The organism is Escherichia sp. GZ89, from assembly GCF_019366485.1.
Classification (GTDB): domain Bacteria; phylum Pseudomonadota; class Gammaproteobacteria; order Enterobacterales; family Enterobacteriaceae; genus Escherichia; species Escherichia fergusonii.
In genome coordinates this window covers 118,251-139,714 of the sequence record NZ_JAEOHX010000003.1, presented here as the reverse complement: position 1 = coordinate 139,714, position 21,464 = coordinate 118,251, and the positions used below count along the sequence as shown (strand labels likewise).

The following is a 21,464-nucleotide window of genomic DNA, read 5'->3' as shown; positions in this document are numbered from 1 at the left end:
GACCGGAACATTATCCGTTCTAATCACTGTGTTAACGGACGAGGGAGAAGATGATGGAGAAACACGGAGCTGAATTGCTTTTACAGCGGATGTTAGGAAATACCACCGCTACTTTCAGGGAAGGGCAGTGGGAAGCCATAGATGCGGTGGTTAATCAGCGGCGAAAACTGCTGGTTGTCCAACGCACTGGCTGGGGGAAAAGTGCTGTGTACTTCATCGCCAGTAAAATCTTCCGCGATCGCGGCGCTGGCCCGACAATTATCATCTCTCCTTTGCTTGCCCTGATGCGTAACCAGGTTGCCGCCGCTGAACGGTTAGGTATTACGGCTGAAACGTTGAATTCTACAAACAGGGAAGAATGGCAGCGCATTAGCGATAAGTTGTTGCAAGGTGAGGTCGATTGCTTGCTGGTTTCCCCGGAACGTTTGGCAAACCAGGACTTTATCGAAACGGTTTTATATCCAATAGCCGATCGTATTGGTTTGCTTGTGGTCGACGAGGCGCACTGCATCTCTGATTGGGGCCACGATTTTCGCCCGGATTACCGCCGTATATTAGATATTTTGCGCCAACTGCCTGCGAATACCCCTGTTCTGGGTACAACCGCGACAGCGAATAACCGTGTCGTTGAGGATATACGTCAGCAATTGGGTGACGTTGTGATTCAGCGTGGAACGCTGGCTCGCGAAAGTTTGGCGCTTGATGCCTTAGTCTTAGGTGAACAGTCATCCCGTCTGGCATGGTTAGCAACGGTTATCCCTCAGTTTTCCAAATCGGGAATTGTTTATACCCTGACGACTCGCGATGCCGAACTTGTCGCCGAGTGGTTAAGGAAAAATGGTATCAGTGCATTTGCTTATTACAGTGGCGTGACTTGTGAAGGCGCGGAAGATTCTAATACTGCCAGGGAATATCTGGAGCAGGCACTGCTGGCAAATAAAATCAAAGTGCTGGTCGCGACGACGGCATTAGGTATGGGGTTTGATAAACCTGATTTAGGTTTCGTCATTCATTATCAGATGCCGGGGTCTATTGTCGGTTACTACCAACAGGTGGGGCGTGCCGGGCGTGCTATAGATTCCGCAGTTGGCATATTGCTTTGTGGTGGTGAAGACCGCGCTATTCATCAATTCTTCCGTGAAAGCGCCTTTCCTGCGGAGGCGCAAATTCATGAAATACTCAACGTACTTAGCGAGAATGACGGTCTTACCCTACGAGGCATTGAACAACGGACGAATCTTCGTTATGGGCAAATAGAAAAAGCACTGAAGTTACTGGTAGCTGAAAATCCATCGCCTGTGGTGTATACCGAGAAATTATGGCGCAGAACTATCGTCAGTTTCTCTCCTGACCATGAACGAATTAACCATTTGATGAACCAGAGAAAAAGTGAGCTAGCAGACGTTGAAAGCTATATCACGACCAAGGAGTGCAAAATGCAATTTCTGCGCCGCGCACTCGATGAGCCAGGTGCCGAACGTTGTGGTAAATGTAGCAGTTGTCTTCAGCATCCGTTATTGTCGCCCGATATTGATAGCGGCTTACTCCATGCGGCAAATTTATTTATTAAACACGCTGACCTGCCATTAAATCTCAATAAACAGGTAGCATCCGGAGCTTTTACGCAATACGGATTTAAAGGGAACTTGCCTGCGGGTTTACAAGGATCTACGGGGCGAATCCTTTCTCGTTGGGGAGATTCCGGGTGGGGAAAGCAGGTAGCACAGGAGAAAAAAACGGGGCGCTTCAGTGATGAGCTGGTGGAGGCATGTGCGGAAATGGTTCGCCAACGCTGGAATCCGCATCCTGAACCAACCTGGGTATGCTGCGTTCCTTCATTAAGGCACCTCGACCTGGTTCCTGATTTTGCCCGGCGACTGGCGGCGAAACTTGGCTTACCTTTTATTGATGCCATTGAAAAAGTCGTGGACAATCCACCGCAGAAAATGCAGCAAAACCGTTTTCACCAGTGTCAAAATCTCGACGGGGCGTTTGTGATTACCCCTCCTTTGATGCCAGGTCCGGCGTTGCTGGTTGACGATATCGTGGATTCTGCATGGACGCTGACAGTTCTGACAGCGCTATTACGCCAGGCAGGTTGCCCGACGGTTTATCCTCTTGCCCTTGCTTCTACCTCGGTAAAAAATTGATGAATCTTTCAGCCAATGCACAAGCGACTCTCCTGCTAACCAGCGATTTTTCTCGTGCGGCGGCGAGCGAGTATAAACCTCTTAGCAATAGTGAATGGGGGAAGTTTGCATTATGGCTGAAGCACCAACGTATCAGTCCCGCCGAACTTCTGGTGCCGCAACCGCAAGAGAAACTTACAGGCTGGAGCGATCCGCGTATTTCTCAGGAGCGTATTCTTGGCTTGCTGGCGCGCGGTCATAGTCTGGCGTTGGCGGTAGATAAGTGGCAACGCGCCGGTTTATGGATCTTAACCCGAGGAGATGCCGATTATCCTGTTCGCTTGAAAAACCGATTGCGAACGAATGCACCTCCTGTTTTATTTGGCTGTGGGAATAAAGCATTACTGCAAGCGGAAGGTATGGCGATTGTTGGCTCGCGAGATGCTCCGACTGCCGATTTGCGCTATACCCAACAACTGGCAGCGAAACTGGCCCAACAGGGGATTTGCGTTATCTCTGGTGGTGCGCGAGGTATTGATGAATGTGCAATGGCGTCGGCACTGGAGGCCGGGGGAACTGCCATTGGCGTATTAGCTGATAGCTTGTTAAAAACGAGCACGTTAGTGAAATGGCGTGAAGGGCTTATAGCAGGCAACCTGGTGTTGATTTCGCCGTTTTACCCAGAGGTACGTTTCACCGTCGGCAATGCGATGGCGCGGAATAAATATATTTATTGCCTTGCTGAAAGCGCAATAGTTGTACGTGCGGGAATGACCGGTGGAACGATAACCGGGGCGATGGAGGCATTAAAACATCAGTGGCTGCCTGTGCAGGTTAAACCAAATCAGGATGTGCAATCTGCCAATTCACGATTAGTAGAAAATGGGGCGTCATGGAGTGCTGAACAGGCAGAGAATGTGACGATCAGACTGCCAGACGTTCCTGGGCTGATGTATGACAGAGCACTCCGTAACGCTCAACCAGAATTGTTTTCGCTGCACGAAGATGACGCAAATTACGCAGTAATGCCCGCGCATACGCCTGTCGATTTTTATCAACTCTTTGTGGCGGAACTGGCGATCCTTGCAAAGGAATCGATAAGTATTGAAAGGCTGGCGTCTTGTACTGGTTTAACCATCGAACAAATTCGTGTGTGGCTGAATCGCGCAGAAGAAGAGGAAAGGGTTATCCGATTGGGCGAAGGTCATTATCAGTTCAGGTAATAAAACAGGTGCCGCGTCTGGTTGTGTGCAGCACCTGTTTGAACCTTATCCCTTCATCCACATTCGAATACCGTCGAGGAACATCTGGGTTGCCATCATCACCAGAATCAATCCCATCAGGCGTTCAAGTGCGTTCACTCCTTTCTCGCCCAGCAGACGTAAAAATAGTGAAGACTGCAGCAGGATAACAAAGGTGCCACCCCAGGCCAGCAGCAGAGCAATCACCAGATGTCCCATCTGATTCGGGTACTGATGAGACAACAACATCAGCGTGGCGAGAATAGTTGGCCCGGCGACCAGCGGAATTGCCAGCGGCACAATAAACGGCTCTTCACCTGCCGGAAGCCCGCTGCTATTTCCTGAAGCGCTGGGGAAAATCATCTTAATGGCGATCAGAAACAAAATGATGCCGCCAGAAATGGAGACGGTTTCCGCCCGCAGGTTCAGAAATGCCAGAATTTTCTCACCCGCAAACAGGAACACCAGCATCAATAAGAGTGCAATAAGCAACTCGCGGACCATAATTGCCCGCCGTCTTTTTGGCTCAGTATGTTTCAGTACGGACATAAAAATAGGTAGGTTTCCGAGCGGATCCATAATCAAGATCAATAAAACTGCTGCAGAAATGATTTCATTCATAACTCAAATTCCCTGATAATTGTCGCGGACTTTCTGCGTGCCAACAAAGCACGATTAGTCGCATTACTGATGGCTTAGCGATCATTGATTAATTTCACTTGCGACTTTGGCTGCTTTTTGTATGGTGAAGGATGTGCCCAGGATTACGGCACATATATACAGCACACATCTCAGCAGGAAAAAAACGCTATGAAAAATGTTGGTTTTATCGGCTGGCGCGGTATGGTCGGTTCCGTTCTCATGCAGCGCATGATTGAAGAAAACGACTTCGACGCCATTCGCCCTGTTTTCTTTTCTACTTCTCAACTCGGTCAGGCCGCGCCGACGTTCGGCTCCACCACGACCGGTACTCTTCAGGATGCCTTTGATCTGGAAGCGCTAAAGGCGCTCGATATCATTGTGACCTGTCAGGGCGGCGATTATACCAACGAAATTTATCCGAAGCTTCGCGAAAGCGGATGGCAGGGGTACTGGATTGACGCAGCTTCTTCGCTGCGCATGAAAGACGATGCCATCATCATCCTTGATCCTGTTAACCAGGATGTCATTACCGAAGGCCTGAATAAAGGCATCAGGACTTTCGTCGGCGGTAACTGTACCGTTAGCCTGATGCTGATGTCGCTGGGCGGATTATTTGCCAATGATCTGGTGGAATGGGTATCTGTTGCCACTTATCAGGCGGCGTCTGGCGGTGGTGCGCGCCATATGCGTGAACTGCTGACTCAGATGGGCCACTTATATGGTCATGTGTCTGAGGAGCTGGCAACACCATCTTCTGCAATTCTTGAGATTGAACGCAAGGTCACGACCTTAACCCGCAGTGGTGAACTGCCGGTTGATAACTTTGGTGTACCGCTGGCGGGCAGTCTGATTCCGTGGATCGACAAACAACTCGATAACGGTCAGAGTCGTGAAGAGTGGAAAGGGCAGGCTGAAACCAACAAGATTTTGAACACCGCTTCCACTATCCCGGTGGATGGCTTGTGTGTCCGTGTTGGTGCTCTGCGCTGTCATAGCCAGGCGTTTACTATCAAGCTGAAAAAAGATGTGTCAATCCCGACCGTGGAAGAACTGCTGGCTGCACACAATCCGTGGGCGAAAGTGGTGCCAAACGATCGTGAAATCACCATGCGCGAACTGACGCCAGCAGCGGTGACCGGGACACTCACTACACCGGTTGGCCGTCTGCGTAAGCTGAACATGGGGCCTGAGTACCTGTCTGCCTTTACGGTTGGTGACCAGCTACTTTGGGGCGCAGCAGAACCATTACGTCGGATGCTTCGTCAACTGGCGTAATAATTTCTTTCTTTTCCAGGGGTGACGGGTCACCCCTTTTTTTGCGTAATACAGGAGTAGACGCAGATGTTAAGCATTAAACCGGGAGTCATTTAGAAGTTTGGCTATTCTTGAAAGGCAGCTTAATACCTGAAGGTATTGCAGCATTGCCTGGAGGTAGGACGGCGCAGAGAGGATGCATAGAGTGCTGCACCGTTCAGGTCAAAAATGTCACTACCTGATGTCGAAAATCAGTGGGAAGGGGTGACACTATAAAACAGGAAGACAACCATGTCCGATCGTATCGATAGAGACGTGATTAATGCGCTAATCGCAGGTCATTTTGCGGATCCTTTTTCCGTATTAGGAATGCACAAAACCAACGCCGGGTTGGAAGTCCGCGCCCTATTGCCCGATGCCACAGATGTCTGGGTTATCGAGCCAAAAACGGGGCGTAAACTCGCTAAACTTGAGTGTCTTGATTCTCGTGGTTTTTTCAGTGGTGTAATACCACGTCGTAAAAATTTTTTCCGCTATCAACTCGCTGTTGTCTGGCATGGACAGCAAAACCTGATTGATGATCCCTATCGTTTTGGTCCTCTTATTCAGGAGATGGATGCCTGGCTGTTATCCGAAGGAACTCACTTGCGCCCTTATGAAACACTTGGCGCGCATGCAGATACCATGGATGGCGTGACCGGAACTCGCTTCTCCGTCTGGGCACCCAATGCTCGTCGTGTCTCCGTTGTGGGGCAATTTAACTTTTGGGATGGCCGCCGTCACCCGATGCGTTTGCGTAAAGAAAGCGGCATTTGGGAATTATTCATTCCTGGCGCCCATAACGGTCAGCTTTATAAGTACGAGATGATTGATGCTAACGGCAATCTTCGTCTGAAGTCTGATCCTTATGCCTTTGAGGCGCAAATGCGCCCGGAAACCGCTTCACTTATTTGCGGGCTGCCTGAAAAGGTCGTACAGACCGAAGAGCGCAAAAAAGCGAATCAGTTTGATGCACCAATCTCTATTTATGAAGTTCATCTTGGCTCCTGGCGTCGTCATACCGACAACAATTTCTGGCTGAGTTATCGCGAACTGGCGGACCAGTTGGTGCCGTATGCTAAATGGATGGGCTTTACTCACCTTGAGCTGCTGCCAATTAACGAACACCCCTTTGATGGCAGTTGGGGTTACCAGCCAACCGGCCTGTATGCTCCGACACGTCGCTTTGGTACCCGCGATGATTTCCGCTATTTCATTGATGCCGCACATGCAGCAGGTTTGAACGTTATTCTCGACTGGGTGCCAGGTCACTTCCCGACAGATGACTTTGCCCTGGCCGAATTTGATGGCACGAATCTGTATGAACATAGCGATCCGCGCGAAGGCTACCATCAGGATTGGAATACCCTGATCTACAACTATGGTCGTCGCGAAGTCAGCAATTTCCTTGTTGGTAACGCGCTGTATTGGATCGAGCGTTTTGGTATCGATGCGTTGCGAGTCGATGCTGTCGCTTCGATGATTTATCGTGATTACAGCCGTAAAGAAGGCGAGTGGATCCCGAACGAGTTTGGTGGCCGCGAGAATCTCGAAGCGATTGAATTCCTTCGCAACACCAACCGTATTATCGGTGAGCAAGTATCGGGCGCGGTGACGATGGCGGAAGAGTCTACCGACTTCCCAGGCGTTTCTCGCCCACAAGATATGGGCGGCCTCGGCTTCTGGTACAAGTGGAATCTGGGCTGGATGCACGACACCCTGGATTATATGAAGCTCGACCCGGTTTATCGTCAATATCATCACGATAAACTGACGTTCGGTATGCTCTACAACTACACTGAAAACTTCGTCCTGCCGTTATCACACGATGAAGTGGTTCATGGTAAGAAATCGATTCTTGATCGGATGCCGGGCGACGCATGGCAAAAATTTGCCAACATGCGCGCTTATTACGGTTGGATGTGGGCATTTCCGGGCAAGAAGCTGCTGTTCATGGGGAATGAATTTGCTCAGGGGCGTGAGTGGAATCATGACGCAAGCCTCGACTGGCATCTTCTGGAAGGCGGTGACAACTGGCATCACGGTGTCCAGCGCCTGGTGCGCGACCTGAATCATACTTATCGTCACCACAAAGCACTGCATGAGCTTGATTTTGACCCATATGGTTTTGAATGGCTGGTGGTAGATGACAAAGAACGCTCAGTGCTGATCTTTGTTCGCCGCGACAAAGCCGGGAATGAAATCATAGTTGCCAGTAACTTTACGCCAGTACCGCGTCATGATTATCGCTTTGGCATTAATCAACCTGGTAAATGGCGTGAAATTTTGAACACCGATTCCATGCACTACCACGGTAGTAATGCGGGTAACGGCGGCGTGGTACAGAGCGATGAGATCGCCAGCCACGGACGTCAGCACTCTCTGAGCATCACACTGCCACCGCTGGCTACCGTCTGGCTGGTTCGGGAGGGGGAATGACGCAACTGACAACCGGCAAGGCGACGCCTCATGGTGCAACGTATGACGGGCATGGCGTTAACTTTACACTCTTTTCTGCTCATGCCGAACGCGTAGAACTGTGTGTCTTTGATGCACAGGGAAATGAGGTACGTTATGACCTGCCGGGGCGCAGCGGAGATGTCTGGCATGGCTATTTAGCAGATGCCAGACCCGGTTTGCGCTATGGTTATCGTGTACATGGTCCGTGGCAACCTGCCGCAGGGCATCGCTTTAACCCGGCGAAACTGTTGATTGATCCCTGCGCACGTCGTGTTGAAGGTGATCTTCATGATAACCCGCTATTCCACGCGGGCTATGAAACACCAGATAGCCGGGATAACGCCACCATCGCACCAAAATGTGTGGTGGTGTCTGATAGTTATAACTGGGAAGACGACGCCCCGCCGCGCACGCCGTGGGGCAATACCGTCATCTACGAAGCCCATGTAAAAGGCTTAACGTACCAGCACCCGGAAATCCCGGCAGAGATCCGTGGGCGGTATAAAGCGTTGGGCCATCCGGTAATGATCAACTATTTCAAACGGTTGGGGATTACCGCGCTGGAGCTGATGCCTGTTATCCATTTTGCCAGCGAACCGCGTCTGCAACGACTCGGATTGACAAACTATTGGGGCTATAACCCGATGGCGATGTTTGCGCTGCATCCGGTGTATGCCTGTTCGCCAGAAAGTGCGCTGGATGAGTTCCGGGATGCCGTTAAAGAGCTGCATAAAGCAGGAATCGAAGTCATTCTCGATATCGTCATCAACCATAGTGCAGAGCTGGATCTCGACGGGCCGATGTTCTCACTGCGCGGAATTGACAACCGTAGCTATTATTGGATCAAAGAGGATGGCGATTATCACAACTGGACGGGTTGTGGTAATACGCTGAATCTGAGTAATCCTGGCGTGATGGAATATGCGCTCGAATGCCTGCGTTACTGGGTTGAAACCTGCCATGTTGATGGTTTTCGTTTTGATTTGGCATCGGTAATGGGGCGCACTCCGGCGTTTCGCCAGGACGCACCACTTTTTACTGCTATCCAGAACTGCCCTGTACTTTCGCAGGTGAAGCTTATCGCCGAACCGTGGGATATCGGCGAAGGTGGATATCAGGTGGGAAATTTCCCACCGTTGTTTGCGGAGTGGAATGATCACTTCCGCGATGCAACCCGGCGTTTCTGGTTGCAACGTAATTTGTCACTGGGTGATTTTGCGGGGCGTTTTGCTGGCTCCAGCGACGTATTTAATCGTAACGGTCGTTTGCCAGGCGCATCAATAAATTTGGTCACTGCGCATGACGGTTTCACGTTACGTGACTGTGTCTGCTTCACAAATAAACACAATGAAGCAAATGGAGAAGAAAATCGCGACGGCAGCAACAATAACCATAGTAACAATCATGGTAAAGAAGGATTAGGCGGATCACTTGATCTGATTGAGCGTCGACGCGACAGCGTACACGCGCTGTTAACGACGCTTTTGCTTTCACAGGGAACGCCAATGCTGCTGGCAGGTGATGAACATGGCCATAGCCAGCATGGAAACAATAACGCGTATTGTCAGGATAATGCGCTGACCTGGCTGGACTGGGAGCGGGCAAACAATGGATTGACCGATTTTACAGCGGCATTGATTCATCTACGGCAACAAATTCCGGCACTGACACGAAATCAGTGGTGGCAAGAGAATGATGGCAATGTACGTTGGTTAAATAAAGATGGTCAGGTTTTAAGTGTTGAAGAGTGGCAACATGGTATGACATGTATGCAAATCATGTTATCCGACCGCTGGCTTATCGCACTGAATGCTACACCACATTTGGTTGATATTGTTCTGCCCGAGGGGGAATGGCGCGCTATTCCTCCTTTCGCCGGAGAGGATAATCCGGTCGTTTTGGAAGTCTGGCATGGGTCTGCGCACGGGCTGTGCGTGTTTCAAAAGTCATAGAAAAAGGAGTTAATTATGGTTGGGCTAGAAAAAAATGATCCGCTGATGTTGGCACGCCAGCTGCCCATCAAATCTGTTGCGCTCATTCTCGCAGGGGGTCGTGGAACCCGTCTGAAAGATTTAACTAATAAGCGAGCAAAGCCTGCCGTCCACTTTGGTGGAAAGTTTCGCATTATCGATTTTGCACTCTCTAACTGTATTAACTCCGGTATTCGCCGTATCGGCGTGATTACGCAATACCAGTCACATACGTTGGTGCAGCATATTCAACGCGGTTGGTCATTCTTCAATGAAGAGATGAATGAGTTCGTCGATTTGCTGCCTGCTCAGCAAAGAATGAAAGGCGAAAACTGGTATCGCGGAACGGCAGATGCGGTTACGCAGAACCTGGATATTATTCGTCGTTACAAAGCTGAGTACGTGGTAATCCTCGCCGGGGATCATATCTACAAGCAAGACTACTCGCGTATGCTGATCGACCACGTCGAAAAAGGTGCACGTTGCACCGTAGCTTGTATGCCAGTGCCTATTCAGGAAGCAAGTGCATTTGGTGTAATGGCTGTTGACCAGGACGAAAAAATTATTGAGTTCGTGGAAAAACCAGCAAATCCACCTTCAATGCCAAATGATCCAACTCGTTCGCTGGCCAGTATGGGGATTTACGTCTTTGACGCGGATTACCTGTATGAACTGTTGGAAGAAGACGATAACGACGAAAACTCCAGCCATGATTTCGGTAAAGACATTATTCCGAAGATCACCCAGGCTGGCATGGCTTATGCACATCCATTCCCGCTCTCTTGCGTACAATCCGATCCTGATTCTGAACCGTACTGGCGCGATGTAGGTACGCTCGAAGCTTACTGGAAAGCGAACTTAGACCTGGCATCTGTTGTGCCAGAACTGGATATGTATGACCAGCACTGGCCGATTCGTACTTATAACGAATCTCTGCCTCCGGCGAAGTTTGTTCAGGACCGTTCAGGCAGCCATGGTATGACGCTTAACTCGCTGGTTTCCGGCGGCTGCGTGATCTCCGGTTCAGTCGTAGTGCAATCCGTTCTCTTCTCCAGAGTCCGTGTAAATTCATTCTGTAATATCGATTCGGCAGTGTTGCTGCCGGAAGTATGGGTAGGACGTTCTTGTCGTTTACGTCGCTGCGTCATTGACCGTGCCTGTGTCATTCCGGAAGGGATGGTGATTGGGGAGAATGCGGAGGAAGATGCACGTCGTTTCTACCGTTCAGAGGAAGGCATCGTGCTGGTAACCCGTGAGATGCTGCGGAAGTTAGGGCATAAACAGGAGCGATAATGCAGGTTTTACACGTTTGTTCTGAGATGTTCCCGTTGCTAAAAACGGGCGGTCTGGCGGATGTCATCGGTGCGTTGCCTGCAGCGCAAATCGAGGATGGCGTGGACGCGCGCGTATTGTTACCTGCCTTCCCCGACATTCGTCGTGGTATTACGGATGCGCAGGTGGTAACCCGTCGGGATACGTTCGCCGGGCCAATTACGTTGCTGTTCGGCCACTACAACGGGGTCGGAATTTATCTGATCGACGCCCCGCATCTCTATGATCGTCCGGGTGGCCCATACCATGACACAAACTTGTTTGCTTACACTGACAACGTCATCCGTTTCGCTCTGTTAGGGTGGGTAGGATGCGAAATGGCTTGTGGACTCGATCCTTTCTGGCGTCCGGATGTTGTCCACGCTCACGACTGGCATGCTGGTCTGGCACCTGCTTATCTGGCAGCGCGGGGTCGCCCGGCGAAGTCAGTGTTTACCGTACATAACCTGGCGTATCAGGGGATGTTTTACGCCCATCATATGGATGAAATTCAGTTGCCGTGGTCGTTCTTTAACATTAACGGCCTGGAGTTCAACGGTCAGATTTCATTCCTGAAATCAGGGCTGTATTACGCTGATCACATTACGGCGGTTAGCCCGACTTATGCGCGTGAAATTACCGAGTCTCAGTTTGCATATGGTATGGAAGGTCTGTTGCAGCAGCGTCATCGGGAAGGTCGTCTTTCCGGGGTGTTGAATGGTGTTGATGAGAAAATCTGGAGTCCTGAAACAGACTTATTGCTCGCATCACGCTATACCCGTGACACACTGGAAGAGAAAGCGGAGAACAAACGTCAGTTGCAGATCGCCATGGGGCTTAAGGTTGACGATAAAGCGCCGCTTTTTGCAGTTGTGAGTCGACTGACCAGCCAGAAAGGTTTGGATCTGGTACTGGAAGCATTACCCGGCCTGCTTGAGCAAGGCGGACAGCTCGCGCTTCTCGGCGCGGGCGACCCCGTTTTGCAGGAAGGGTTCCTGGCAGCCGCAGCGGAACATCCCGGTCAGGTAGGTGTACAGATTGGTTATCACGAAGCGTTTTCTCATCGCATTATGGGCGGCGCGGATGTCATTCTGGTGCCCAGCCGTTTTGAGCCGTGCGGTTTAACGCAACTTTATGGATTGAAGTACGGTACGTTACCGCTGGTGCGGCGTACTGGTGGGCTTGCTGATACGGTGTCTGATAGTTCGCTGGAAAACCTTGCGGACGGCATCGCCAGTGGGTTTGTATTTGAAGATAGCAATGCCTGGTCACTACTTCGTGCCATCCGACGCGCCTTTGTGTTGTGGTCCCGACCTTCTCTTTGGCGGTTTGTACAACGTCAGGCGATGTCAATGGACTTCAGCTGGCATGTCGCGGCAAAGTCGTACCGTGAGCTTTACTATCGCTTGAAATAGTATCCCAGGGATCACCTATATGAATGCTCCATTTACTTATGCATCGCCCACACTTAGCGTTGAGGCTCTTAAGCATTCAATCGCCTATAAGCTGATGTTTACGATTGGCAAAGATCCTGTCATTGCCAATAAACATGAATGGCTTAACGCGACACTGTTTGCGGTGCGCGACCGCCTTGTAGAGCGCTGGTTGCGCTCTAACCGTGCGCAGTTGTCGCAGGAAACTCGCCAGGTTTACTACCTGTCGATGGAGTTTCTGATTGGTCGAACCCTGTCCAATGCGTTGTTATCGTTAGGTATTTATGACGATGTTAAAAACGCACTGGAAGCAATGGGCTTAGATCTTGAAGAGTTGATTGATGAAGAAAATGACCCTGGCCTCGGCAACGGTGGTCTGGGGCGTCTGGCGGCCTGTTTCCTTGACTCACTGGCAACCTTAGGGCTGCCAGGTCGTGGTTATGGTATCCGTTACGACTACGGCATGTTTAAGCAGAACATCGTCAACGGCAGCCAGAAAGAGTCTCCAGACTACTGGCTGGAATATGGCAACCCGTGGGAGTTCAAACGGCACAACACCCGTTACAAAGTTCGCTTTGGCGGGCGTATCCAGCAGGAGGGTAAGAAAACTCGCTGGATTGAAACCGAAGAGATCCTCGCAGTTGCTTACGACCAGATTATCCCTGGCTACGACACTGACGCGACCAATACCTTGCGTTTGTGGAATGCTCAGGCCAGTAGTGAAATTAACCTCGGTAAATTCAACCAGGGCGACTACTTTGCCGCAGTGGAAGATAAAAACCACTCCGAGAACGTTTCCCGCGTACTTTACCCGGATGATTCCACCTACTCAGGTCGTGAGTTACGCCTGCGCCAGGAGTATTTCCTGGTCTCCGCCACCGTGCAGGATATTCTAAGCCGTCATTATCAGCTGCATAAAACCTACGACAATCTGGCGGATAAAATCGCCATTCACCTCAACGATACCCACCCGGTGTTGTCGATCCCAGAGCTTATGCGCCTGTTGATTGATGAGCATAAGTTTAGCTGGGATGACGCGTTTGAAGTGTGTTGTCAGGTCTTCTCCTATACCAACCACACGCTGATGAGTGAAGCGCTGGAAACCTGGCCGGTAGATATGCTGGGTAAAATCCTGCCGCGTCATTTGCAGATCATCTTTGAGATCAACGACTACTTCCTGAAAACCGTGCAGGAGCAGTATCCGAACGATACCGGTCTGCTGGGGCGTGCGTCGATCATTGATGAATCGAACGGCCGACGTGTGCGGATGGCGTGGCTGGCGGTTGTGGTTAGCCATAAAGTCAACGGTGTGTCCGAGCTGCACTCAAACCTGATGGTACAATCGCTATTTGCGGATTTCGCGACGATTTTCCCTGGGCGCTTTACCAACGTGACGAACGGCGTAACGCCGCGTCGCTGGCTGGCTGTGGCTAACCCGTCGCTTTCCAAAGTGCTGGACGAAAATATTGGTCGTAACTGGCGTACCGACCTAAGCCAGCTCAGCGAACTTGAACAGCACTGCGATTTCCCGCTGGTTAATCGGGCAATTCACAATGCCAAGCTGGAAAACAAAAAGCGTCTGGCTATTTTTATCGCACAACAGCTCAACGTTGTCGTTAATCCGAAAGCGTTGTTTGATGTGCAGATCAAACGTATCCACGAGTACAAACGTCAATTGATGAATGTGCTGCATGTGATTACCCGCTACAACCGCATTAAGGCTGATCCTGATGCAGAGTGGGTGCCGCGTGTGAACATTTTTGCCGGGAAAGCTGCTTCAGCATATTACATGGCAAAACACATCATTCACCTGATCAACGATGTGGCGAAAGTGATCAATAACGATCCGCAGATTGGCGACAAACTGAAGGTTGTATTTATCCCGAACTACAGCGTGAGTCTGGCGCAGATGATCATTCCAGCGGCTGATCTGTCAGAACAAATTTCCCTGGCAGGCACAGAAGCTTCCGGCACCAGTAATATGAAGTTTGCACTTAACGGCGCGCTGACTATCGGTACGCTGGACGGTGCGAACGTCGAGATGCTGGATCATGTCGGTGCTGACAATATCTTTATCTTTGGTAATACTGCGGAAGAAGTGGAAGAACTGCGTCGTCAGGGCTATAAGCCGCGTGAGTACTATGAGAAAGATGAAGAGCTGCATCAGGTGCTGACGCAAATTGGCAGCGGTGTTTTCAGCCCGGAAGAACCGGGGCGTTACCGGGATCTGGTGGATTCACTGATTAACTTTGGTGATCACTATCAGGTACTGGCTGATTACCGCAGTTACGTTGATTGTCAGGATAAAGTGGACGAACTTTATGGTCGCCAGGAAGAGTGGACTGCAAAAGCAATGCTGAACATCGCTAATATGGGTTATTTCTCTTCTGACCGCACTATCAAAGAGTACGCTGATCATATCTGGCATATCGATCCGGTGAGATTGTAATTATTACCTAATGACACTGCCGGGTGTTTCCATAAAGATTATCTTTAATGGAACACACGGCATTTTTTTGTATTGGTATAATACGTAAAACGAATAATTATTTTCATTGAATTTGCATTGTGAATGTATTCTGAAAATTAATTGTGAGAATTAATTTAAATCAAGAGGATTTGATATTATTTTTATATGAATAAGAGAAAATTATTCATTTTAATTATTGTTGTTGCCGTGGTTTAATTGCTCTGGTGAATGTAATTCTCTTTTTTTTCAAGTGGATAGGTTATAATTTAAAACCATTGATTGCGAATCAGTTTTTTTAGAGTTAAATTATCCTCACTAAATATAATATTTATCTATCATTCTTTCTCTTCATTCATTCCTGTGGGGTTACCAGTACCCATTTATTCTTTTTTGTATCGTAACCAATGATAGTTACATATGAAAAATTGCCTATATCACTTGGATTTTTTAACAAAAGGAAAGGTATAAATGAAATTTCATTTATCTAATTTATCTGTAGCTTTACTGGCATCAGGTATGCTGATGTCAACAGCGGTAATCGCTGCGCCAGGCGATGCATCAAAATTTGGTGGCGCGGATACAGACTGGAGTACCGTTGATTATCCAAAACTTACCGATATGGATAGCAACACCGATGCGATGGGCGGAAACATCCGCTTTACGGGGCGTGTGGTTAAAGCGACATGCAAGGTTGCTACAGAATCGAAACAGATTGAAGTGGTACTGCCAGTCGTACCTTCTAACGCTTTCACAGGCATTGATACCGAGGCAACGGGAGCCAGTAACCAGACTGACTTCAACATTAAACTGACCGATTGTAGCAATACGGACAGTCAAAACATTGAATTTCGTTTTACTGGCGTAGCAGACAGTGCTAATCAGACGCTTGCCAATGAAGTTGAAGGAGACACTGATGCTGATGGTAATGGCGAAGCAGGTGCAACAGGTGTAGGGATTCGTATTTATTCTAAAAACACGACAGCTGATGGTCTGATTAAACTGAATACACAAACTCCTCAGGGTAGTGGTTCTTCGGCGGCTTACGTGATTCCCGGCGATGCAGTCAAACATGATTTTACTGCGGCATTTACTGCGGGCTATGCGCAGAACGGTAATACCGTTGCACCCGGTCTGGTTAAATCTACGGCAAGTTTCGTCGTGCTGTACGAATAATTACGCAAGAAAATTTCAGGTTACAGTTATTTGTAGCCTGAAATTAATATTACGTGTTGAATTATAATAAATAGACACGTATCAGTAATTAAAATTAGTTTCATCTACAAGGATGCAGTATGAGATGGATTTCAAAAAATAAATGTTTTACGAATAGAAACATTAATTCTTTGCTGAATGCTCAATATGTCATAAGGGTCGGTGCTCTATTTTTACTGTCTGCCATATCTGTCAACTCTATTGCTGCGGGTGGTTTCGGCCTCGGCTCCACGCGTCTGATTTATCCATCTGACAGTCAGCAAATTACATTAAATGTGCAGAATGGTGGGGCTAACACCAGCTATTTAATCCAGTCATGGGTTGATGACAATCAAAGCAGTAAAAAAAGTCAGGATTTTGTGGTTACGCCTCCTTTATTTATGTTGCCAACGCGAAAAGAAGCATCATTGAGGATAATGTTTATTGGTAAATCACAGTTACCGACTGATCGCGAAACATTATTCTGGATGAATGTGAAAGCGATTCCGCCAACGGATGAGAAGAATACCCAGAAAAACACGTTACAACTGGCGTTACAAAACAGAATTAAATTATTTTACCGTCCAATAAATTTACCTGTCCAGGCTGGTAAAGCGCGGGATATGCTGCGATTTAAATACGAAGGTAAACAACTGAAAATCATTAACCCTTCTCCCTATTATCTGACGGTGACTGGAATCAGGGTGCAAGGGACAAAATTACCTAATACGTTTGTTCCCCCGAAAAGTGACATCACAGTAACTTCACCGGTGACGTTAGCGGGGGAAATTACGTATCAAACAATTAATGATTACGGTGCTACGACGGCCAGGCAAAAGGGAACGATGCAATAAACCTGGAAGATAAAACATTAAAGTAACTCAGGTCAGGGATATGAACCTAAAGCTCAGAAAACTCGAACACGGGATGGCAAGGCACAAGCAGATGAGGCGGTGTATGCTGCTTCTACTGACACTTTTGCCTACGTGTTCAGTGGCGGGTATGCGCTTTAACCCTGCATTCCTGTCGGGTGATACCGAAGCTGTTGCTGATTTATCTCGTTTTGAGAAAGGGATGACATATCTGCCTGGTAGCTATGAGGTTGAAATATGGGTCAATGATTCGCCTTTGACATCACGTAAGGTGACTTTCAACGCTGATGAGCAGAATCAGTTGATCCCCTGTTTTTCGCTCGATGAGTTAGTTACTTTAGGAATTAACAAAAGTGCATTGCCGGAGCAGGCGCAAGCAGAGGGGAATAATTGTCTCGATTTACGTATATGGTTTGCAGAAGTTCAATATACTCCTGAACTGGATGCGCAACGACTCAAACTGACCTTTCCGCAGGCAATATTAAAGCATGAAGCACGTGGTTATATTCCGCCTGAGGAATGGGATAATGGTATCCCGGCCATTCTTATTAATTATGATTTTTCTGGCAACAGTGATCGTGGAGACTATGCGTCTGATAGTTATTATTTAAATCTCCGTTCAGGTTTAAATTTAGGGGCGTGGCGTTTTCGTGATTATTCTACATGGAGTCGTTCAGGTAATTCACCGGGTAAAATTGCACATGTGAGTAGTACGTTACAACGAGTAATTATTCCTTTTAAAAGTGAATTAACTCTAGGTGATACCTGGTCTTCATCGGATGTTTTCGACAGCGTGAGTATTCGTGGTGCTAAACTTGAATCCGATGAAAACATGCTACCCGATAGCCAAAGTGGTTTTGCCCCCACTGTGCGCGGTATTGCTAAAAGTAATGCTCAGGTAACGATTAAACAAAATGGCTATGTTATTTATCAGACATATACTCCTCCCGGACCTTTTGAAATCAATGATCTGAACCCTACGTCTTCCGCTGGGGATTTGGAAGTTACGATCAAAGAGTCTGATAATTCCGAAACTATCTATACCATTCCTTACGCCGCTGTTCCCATTCTTCAACGAGAAGGGCATATTAAATATTCGGCAACGGTCGGTAAATATCGTAGCAATAGCTATAATCAAAACAGTCCGAATGTCTTTCAAGGAGATTTGATTTGGGGGTTACCCTGGGATATTACCGCCTACGGAGGGATGCAATACTCAAATAATTATCGGGCAATTGCACTCGGTCTTGGATTCAACTTTGGTATGTTTGGTGCGACGTCATTTGATTTGACGCAAGCCAATAGCACCCTTACTGATGGCAGTAAACATCAAGGGCAATCGTACCGTTTTCTATACTCAAAATCGTTAGTACAAACAGGTACGGCGTTTCAGATTATTGGTTATCGCTATTCGACGGAGGGATTTTATTCGTTGAGTGATACCACATACAAAAAAATGTCGGGTACGGTTATCGATCCAGATACCCTTAATGAAAAAGACTATGTTTATAACTGGAATGATTTTTATAATTTACGTTATAACAAAAGAGGAAAGTTTCAGGCAAATATATCGCAACCATTGGGCGAATATGGCTCTATGTATTTGGCGGCAAGTCAACAAACTTACTGGAATACGAATAATAAAGATACCTTATATCAGGTTGGCTATAATACGAGCGTACATGGGATTTATTTAAATATTGCTTATAATTATAGCAAGTCACCAGGTTCAGATGCGGACAGAATCTTATCCGTAAATGTCTCATTGCCGATCAGTAATTGGTTATCACCAGCAGTCGATGGGCGTACTGTGACAAATTCTATGACAGCGACTTATGGTTACAGTCAGGATAATAGCGGTCATGTAAATCAGTATGTCGGAGTATCTGGATCGCTGCTGGAACAACATAATCTCAACTATAATGTTCAACAAAATTTTGCCAACCAGAATAATGGCGAAAATGGCTCGGTAGGTTTAAATTACCGTGGTACATATGGTTCACTAAATTCTGGATACAGCTACGATAATAATGGTAACCAGCAATTTAACTATGGTTTAAGTGGTGCCATGGTTATTCACGAAAATGGTTTCACGCTAAGTCAGCCGTTAGGTGAAACAAATATACTGATAAAAGCGCCAGGGGCAAATAATGTTAATGTGGAACGCGGAACAGGGGTTAAAACAGACTGGCGTGGCTATGCTGTCGTACCTTATGCCACGGAATATCGGCGTAATAATATCTCTTTAGACCCTATGTCTATGAGTATGCATACAGAATTAGATGCTACTACTATGGAAGTCATACCTAGCAAAGGTGCTTTAGTTCGTGCTGAGTTTAATGCACATGTTGGTATTCGTGGTTTATTTAATATTCGCTATCGTAGTAAATCAGTTCCATTTGGTGCGACGGCCAGTGTACCCACTGAGGGGACAACTCAGATTACAGGAATAGTGGGTGACAGTGGGCAGGTATATCTCTCCGGTTTGCCTTTACAAGGCATAATAAATATACAGTGGGGAGAAAATTCTTATCAGCAATGTCGGGCAAGCTATCAATTACCAGAAAGCGAGCTAGCTAATGCTATTAGCTATGCAGACCTGGAGTGCCGCTAATGAATATATTACAGAAATTTATTCGATTAATTTTTACATCATTGTCCATGATGGTGATTTCATGTGATGCACTGGCTAACGATACCGTAGTAGTTACATTTACAGGACAATTATTAGCAAAAACTTGTGACATTACAGCTGGAAGTAAAGATCAGCCAGTAAATATGGGAACTTATGACGCCAATGATTTTTTGAATGTAGGGGACGTTTCTGACAGCCATACATTTACGATCAATCTGGAAGGGTGTCCTACAACAACCAGTACTGTTTATAGTTCAGGAGTAAGTGCTAATGTGCAGTTTACCGGGGATGCTGATGCTATAAATACTACTTTATTACGCCTGACTTCCAGTGCCGATAGTGCAACTGGCGTGGGCATCGAAATTTTAGACAGTAATGATAAAATTATAGCAATTAATAGTGAGTCAGGATTCAAAGAGTTAATTTTAAATAATAATGGCGATGCCAGTTTAACCTTTAAACTCCGCTATAAGTCAACTCAGCAAAACGTACATGCGGGACAGGCGAACGCACTGTTGTACTTTGATATAGACTATCAGTGAGGTTGATATGACACGCTACTGTAATTTAATTGCTCTGTTAATTTCTGTGATATCAATGCCATCCATTGCTGATGATATAACGCATGCAGGTGTTGTACGTATAGAAGGAATAATAACGGCAAAGACGTGTATTGTTGCCGATGAATCTAAAAATTTCACAGTTAACATGCCTGATGTTCCCAGCTATATGGTGAGAGATTCAGGGAATGTTACTGAAAAAATTGGCTTCTCTGTAAAGTTAACCCGTTGTGGCAGTGATGTCAGTAATGCCAATGTCACGTTTGATGGAACATCAGTGAGTGAAGACGCGGCCCTGTATAAACTGGAAGATGGCTCAGTCGATGGGTTAGCACTGGCTATTTTTGATAACAACAGACAAAGTATTAGTAATGGTATAAAGAGTACAAGTTTTGCCCTTACACCATTGGTAGATAATACATTGCATTTCTTTGCTGCTTATAAAGCTATAAAAAATGATGTACAACCAGGAGATGCGAATGCATCAGTTTCCTTTATCGTCACTTATGATTAATGTGCTGATATGCATTTTAATATGTTGCACAAATGCGCAAGCAGGAGTTGTTGTTGGCGGTACTCGTTTTGTTTACCCAGAAAAGCAGTCATCAATTTCGGTCGAGCTTAAAAATACTGCCAGTAAAGATATGCTGGTTAAAATCTCCGTGACACCTGATGATGGCCGTCAGTTAAAAGGGACGCTGGAATCTCAGCCTTTACTTCCAGATAAGGCATTTATTGTCACACCACCATTATTGGTACTTAAACAAGATAAAAATACCAAAATAAGAATTAATGGCATGGGTGCTTCATTACCTGCAGATCGTGAGAGTTTATTTATACTGAATGTGGCAGCGTTACCTGCTCAGGAACAAAACTCACAGCTTAAGAACGAGAATCAACTTCAGGTAGCTGTACGTAATCGGATGAAAATATTTTATCGCCCAGCGAAGTTATCAGGTAATGCACTTGAAGCTTATCAACAGTTACGCTGGTCACGAAACAATGAAGTTGTCACCATTTTTAACCCGACTCCCTGGTATGTGACACTCTATAATTTATCTATTGATGGTAAAAGCATAAATGGTGGCATGGTCGCACCATTTACTCATCGTCAACAGAATTGGTGTCAGCGGCAAGGATATTGCGAGATTAGCTGGCAAACATTGGATCTTTATAATAATGCCTTACCTGAATGGAACGTAAAGTTAAATGTTTTTCAAAATAATGCAATGGGTGCAGTAGCAATACATGGATAAC

At 47.2% G+C, this 21,464-nt stretch carries 15 protein-coding genes; 14 read left to right on the top strand and 1 reads right to left on the bottom strand.

Annotation, left to right across the window (positions count from 1 at the left end):
• Positions 1-53 precede the first annotated feature (53 nt).
• The gene (locus tag K0335_RS07080; protein WP_160193828.1) at positions 54-2,150 is read left to right on the top strand and encodes a RecQ family ATP-dependent DNA helicase; all 2,097 of its coding nucleotides are present in this window, start codon (positions 54-56) and stop codon (positions 2,148-2,150) included.
• On the top strand, positions 2,057-3,352 hold the full coding sequence (locus K0335_RS07075; protein ID WP_141095963.1) for a DNA-processing protein DprA: 1,296 nt from the start codon (positions 2,057-2,059) through the stop codon (positions 3,350-3,352). The genes K0335_RS07080 and K0335_RS07075 overlap by 94 nt, the downstream gene beginning before the upstream one ends.
• Positions 3,353-3,397: 45 nt before the next feature.
• On the opposite strand, the gene yhgN is transcribed toward K0335_RS07075, so the two are convergent.
• Positions 3,398-3,991: an NAAT family transporter YhgN gene (yhgN, locus tag K0335_RS07070; RefSeq protein ID WP_001002535.1), complete on the bottom strand. Its 594-nt coding sequence runs from the start codon at positions 3,989-3,991 to the stop codon at positions 3,398-3,400.
• A gap of 189 nt (positions 3,992-4,180) precedes the next feature.
• On the opposite strand from yhgN, the gene asd reads away from it, so the two are divergent.
• From asd to K0335_RS07010, 12 genes are all read left to right on the top strand, one after another.
• Entirely contained in the window at positions 4,181-5,287 is a 1,107-nt protein-coding gene (asd, locus tag K0335_RS07065) for an aspartate-semialdehyde dehydrogenase (RefSeq protein WP_000799931.1), read from the top strand.
• Positions 5,288-5,557: 270 nt separating this feature from the next.
• A complete protein-coding gene (glgB, locus tag K0335_RS07060; protein ID WP_001283694.1) occupies positions 5,558-7,744 on the top strand; it encodes a 1,4-alpha-glucan branching enzyme in 2,187 nt (728 codons plus the stop codon).
• A complete protein-coding gene (gene glgX, locus K0335_RS07055; protein ID WP_000192868.1) occupies positions 7,741-9,717 on the top strand; it encodes a glycogen debranching protein GlgX in 1,977 nt (658 codons plus the stop codon). The genes glgB and glgX overlap by 4 nt, the downstream gene beginning before the upstream one ends.
• A gap of 15 nt (positions 9,718-9,732) precedes the next feature.
• Positions 9,733-11,028 carry a glucose-1-phosphate adenylyltransferase gene (glgC, locus tag K0335_RS07050; RefSeq protein ID WP_000232912.1) on the top strand — a complete coding sequence of 432 codons (1,296 nt, stop codon included), beginning with the start codon at positions 9,733-9,735 and terminating at the stop codon, positions 11,026-11,028.
• On the top strand, positions 11,028-12,461 hold the full coding sequence (gene glgA / locus K0335_RS07045; protein ID WP_219393776.1) for a glycogen synthase GlgA: 1,434 nt from the start codon (positions 11,028-11,030) through the stop codon (positions 12,459-12,461). Before glgC ends, glgA begins: the two co-directional genes overlap by 1 nt.
• Before the next feature lie 19 nt (positions 12,462-12,480).
• A complete protein-coding gene (gene glgP, locus K0335_RS07040) occupies positions 12,481-14,928 on the top strand; it encodes a glycogen phosphorylase (RefSeq protein WP_000993433.1) in 2,448 nt (815 codons plus the stop codon).
• A gap of 489 nt (positions 14,929-15,417) precedes the next feature.
• Positions 15,418-16,122, top strand: a complete 705-nt coding sequence (locus K0335_RS07035) for a fimbrial protein (protein WP_000668511.1) — start codon at positions 15,418-15,420, stop codon at positions 16,120-16,122.
• Positions 16,123-16,241: 119 nt separating this feature from the next.
• Complete coding sequence (locus tag K0335_RS07030) at positions 16,242-16,994, top strand: fimbria/pilus periplasmic chaperone (RefSeq protein WP_001267302.1); 753 nt, start codon at positions 16,242-16,244, stop codon at positions 16,992-16,994.
• 40 nt (positions 16,995-17,034) lie between these two features.
• Entirely contained in the window at positions 17,035-19,626 is a 2,592-nt protein-coding gene (locus tag K0335_RS07025; protein ID WP_052728135.1) for a fimbrial biogenesis usher protein, read from the top strand.
• Complete coding sequence (locus K0335_RS07020) at positions 19,626-20,189, top strand: fimbrial protein (protein ID WP_001023965.1); 564 nt, start codon at positions 19,626-19,628, stop codon at positions 20,187-20,189. Before K0335_RS07025 ends, K0335_RS07020 begins: the two co-directional genes overlap by 1 nt.
• A 7-nt stretch (positions 20,190-20,196) precedes the next feature.
• Positions 20,197-20,721 (top strand): fimbrial protein, encoded by a 525-nt coding sequence (locus K0335_RS07015; protein WP_000199135.1) that lies wholly within the window; start codon positions 20,197-20,199, stop codon positions 20,719-20,721.
• Complete coding sequence (locus tag K0335_RS07010) at positions 20,687-21,463, top strand: molecular chaperone (RefSeq protein WP_024256543.1); 777 nt, start codon at positions 20,687-20,689, stop codon at positions 21,461-21,463. Before K0335_RS07015 ends, K0335_RS07010 begins: the two co-directional genes overlap by 35 nt.
• Position 21,464: the final 1 nt, after the last annotated feature.

Coding starts and splice junctions, on each gene's coding strand:
- K0335_RS07080 (WP_160193828.1), top strand. CDS start 54: ATGGAGAAACACGGAGCTGAATTGCTTTTACAGCGGATGTTAGGAAAT.
- asd (WP_000799931.1), top strand. CDS start 4,181: ATGAAAAATGTTGGTTTTATCGGCTGGCGCGGTATGGTCGGTTCCGTT.
- glgC (WP_000232912.1), top strand. CDS start 9,733: ATGGTTGGGCTAGAAAAAAATGATCCGCTGATGTTGGCACGCCAGCTG.
- K0335_RS07020 (WP_001023965.1), top strand. CDS start 19,626: ATGAATATATTACAGAAATTTATTCGATTAATTTTTACATCATTGTCC.
- glgA (WP_219393776.1), top strand. CDS start 11,028: ATGCAGGTTTTACACGTTTGTTCTGAGATGTTCCCGTTGCTAAAAACG.
- glgB (WP_001283694.1), top strand. CDS start 5,558: ATGTCCGATCGTATCGATAGAGACGTGATTAATGCGCTAATCGCAGGT.
- K0335_RS07075 (WP_141095963.1), top strand. CDS start 2,057: ATGGACGCTGACAGTTCTGACAGCGCTATTACGCCAGGCAGGTTGCCC.
- K0335_RS07030 (WP_001267302.1), top strand. CDS start 16,242: ATGAGATGGATTTCAAAAAATAAATGTTTTACGAATAGAAACATTAAT.
- glgX (WP_000192868.1), top strand. CDS start 7,741: ATGACGCAACTGACAACCGGCAAGGCGACGCCTCATGGTGCAACGTAT.
- K0335_RS07035 (WP_000668511.1), top strand. CDS start 15,418: ATGAAATTTCATTTATCTAATTTATCTGTAGCTTTACTGGCATCAGGT.
- yhgN (WP_001002535.1), bottom strand. CDS start 3,991: ATGAATGAAATCATTTCTGCAGCAGTTTTATTGATCTTGATTATGGAT.
- K0335_RS07015 (WP_000199135.1), top strand. CDS start 20,197: ATGACACGCTACTGTAATTTAATTGCTCTGTTAATTTCTGTGATATCA.
- K0335_RS07025 (WP_052728135.1), top strand. CDS start 17,035: ATGAACCTAAAGCTCAGAAAACTCGAACACGGGATGGCAAGGCACAAG.
- K0335_RS07010 (WP_024256543.1), top strand. CDS start 20,687: ATGCATCAGTTTCCTTTATCGTCACTTATGATTAATGTGCTGATATGC.
- glgP (WP_000993433.1), top strand. CDS start 12,481: ATGAATGCTCCATTTACTTATGCATCGCCCACACTTAGCGTTGAGGCT.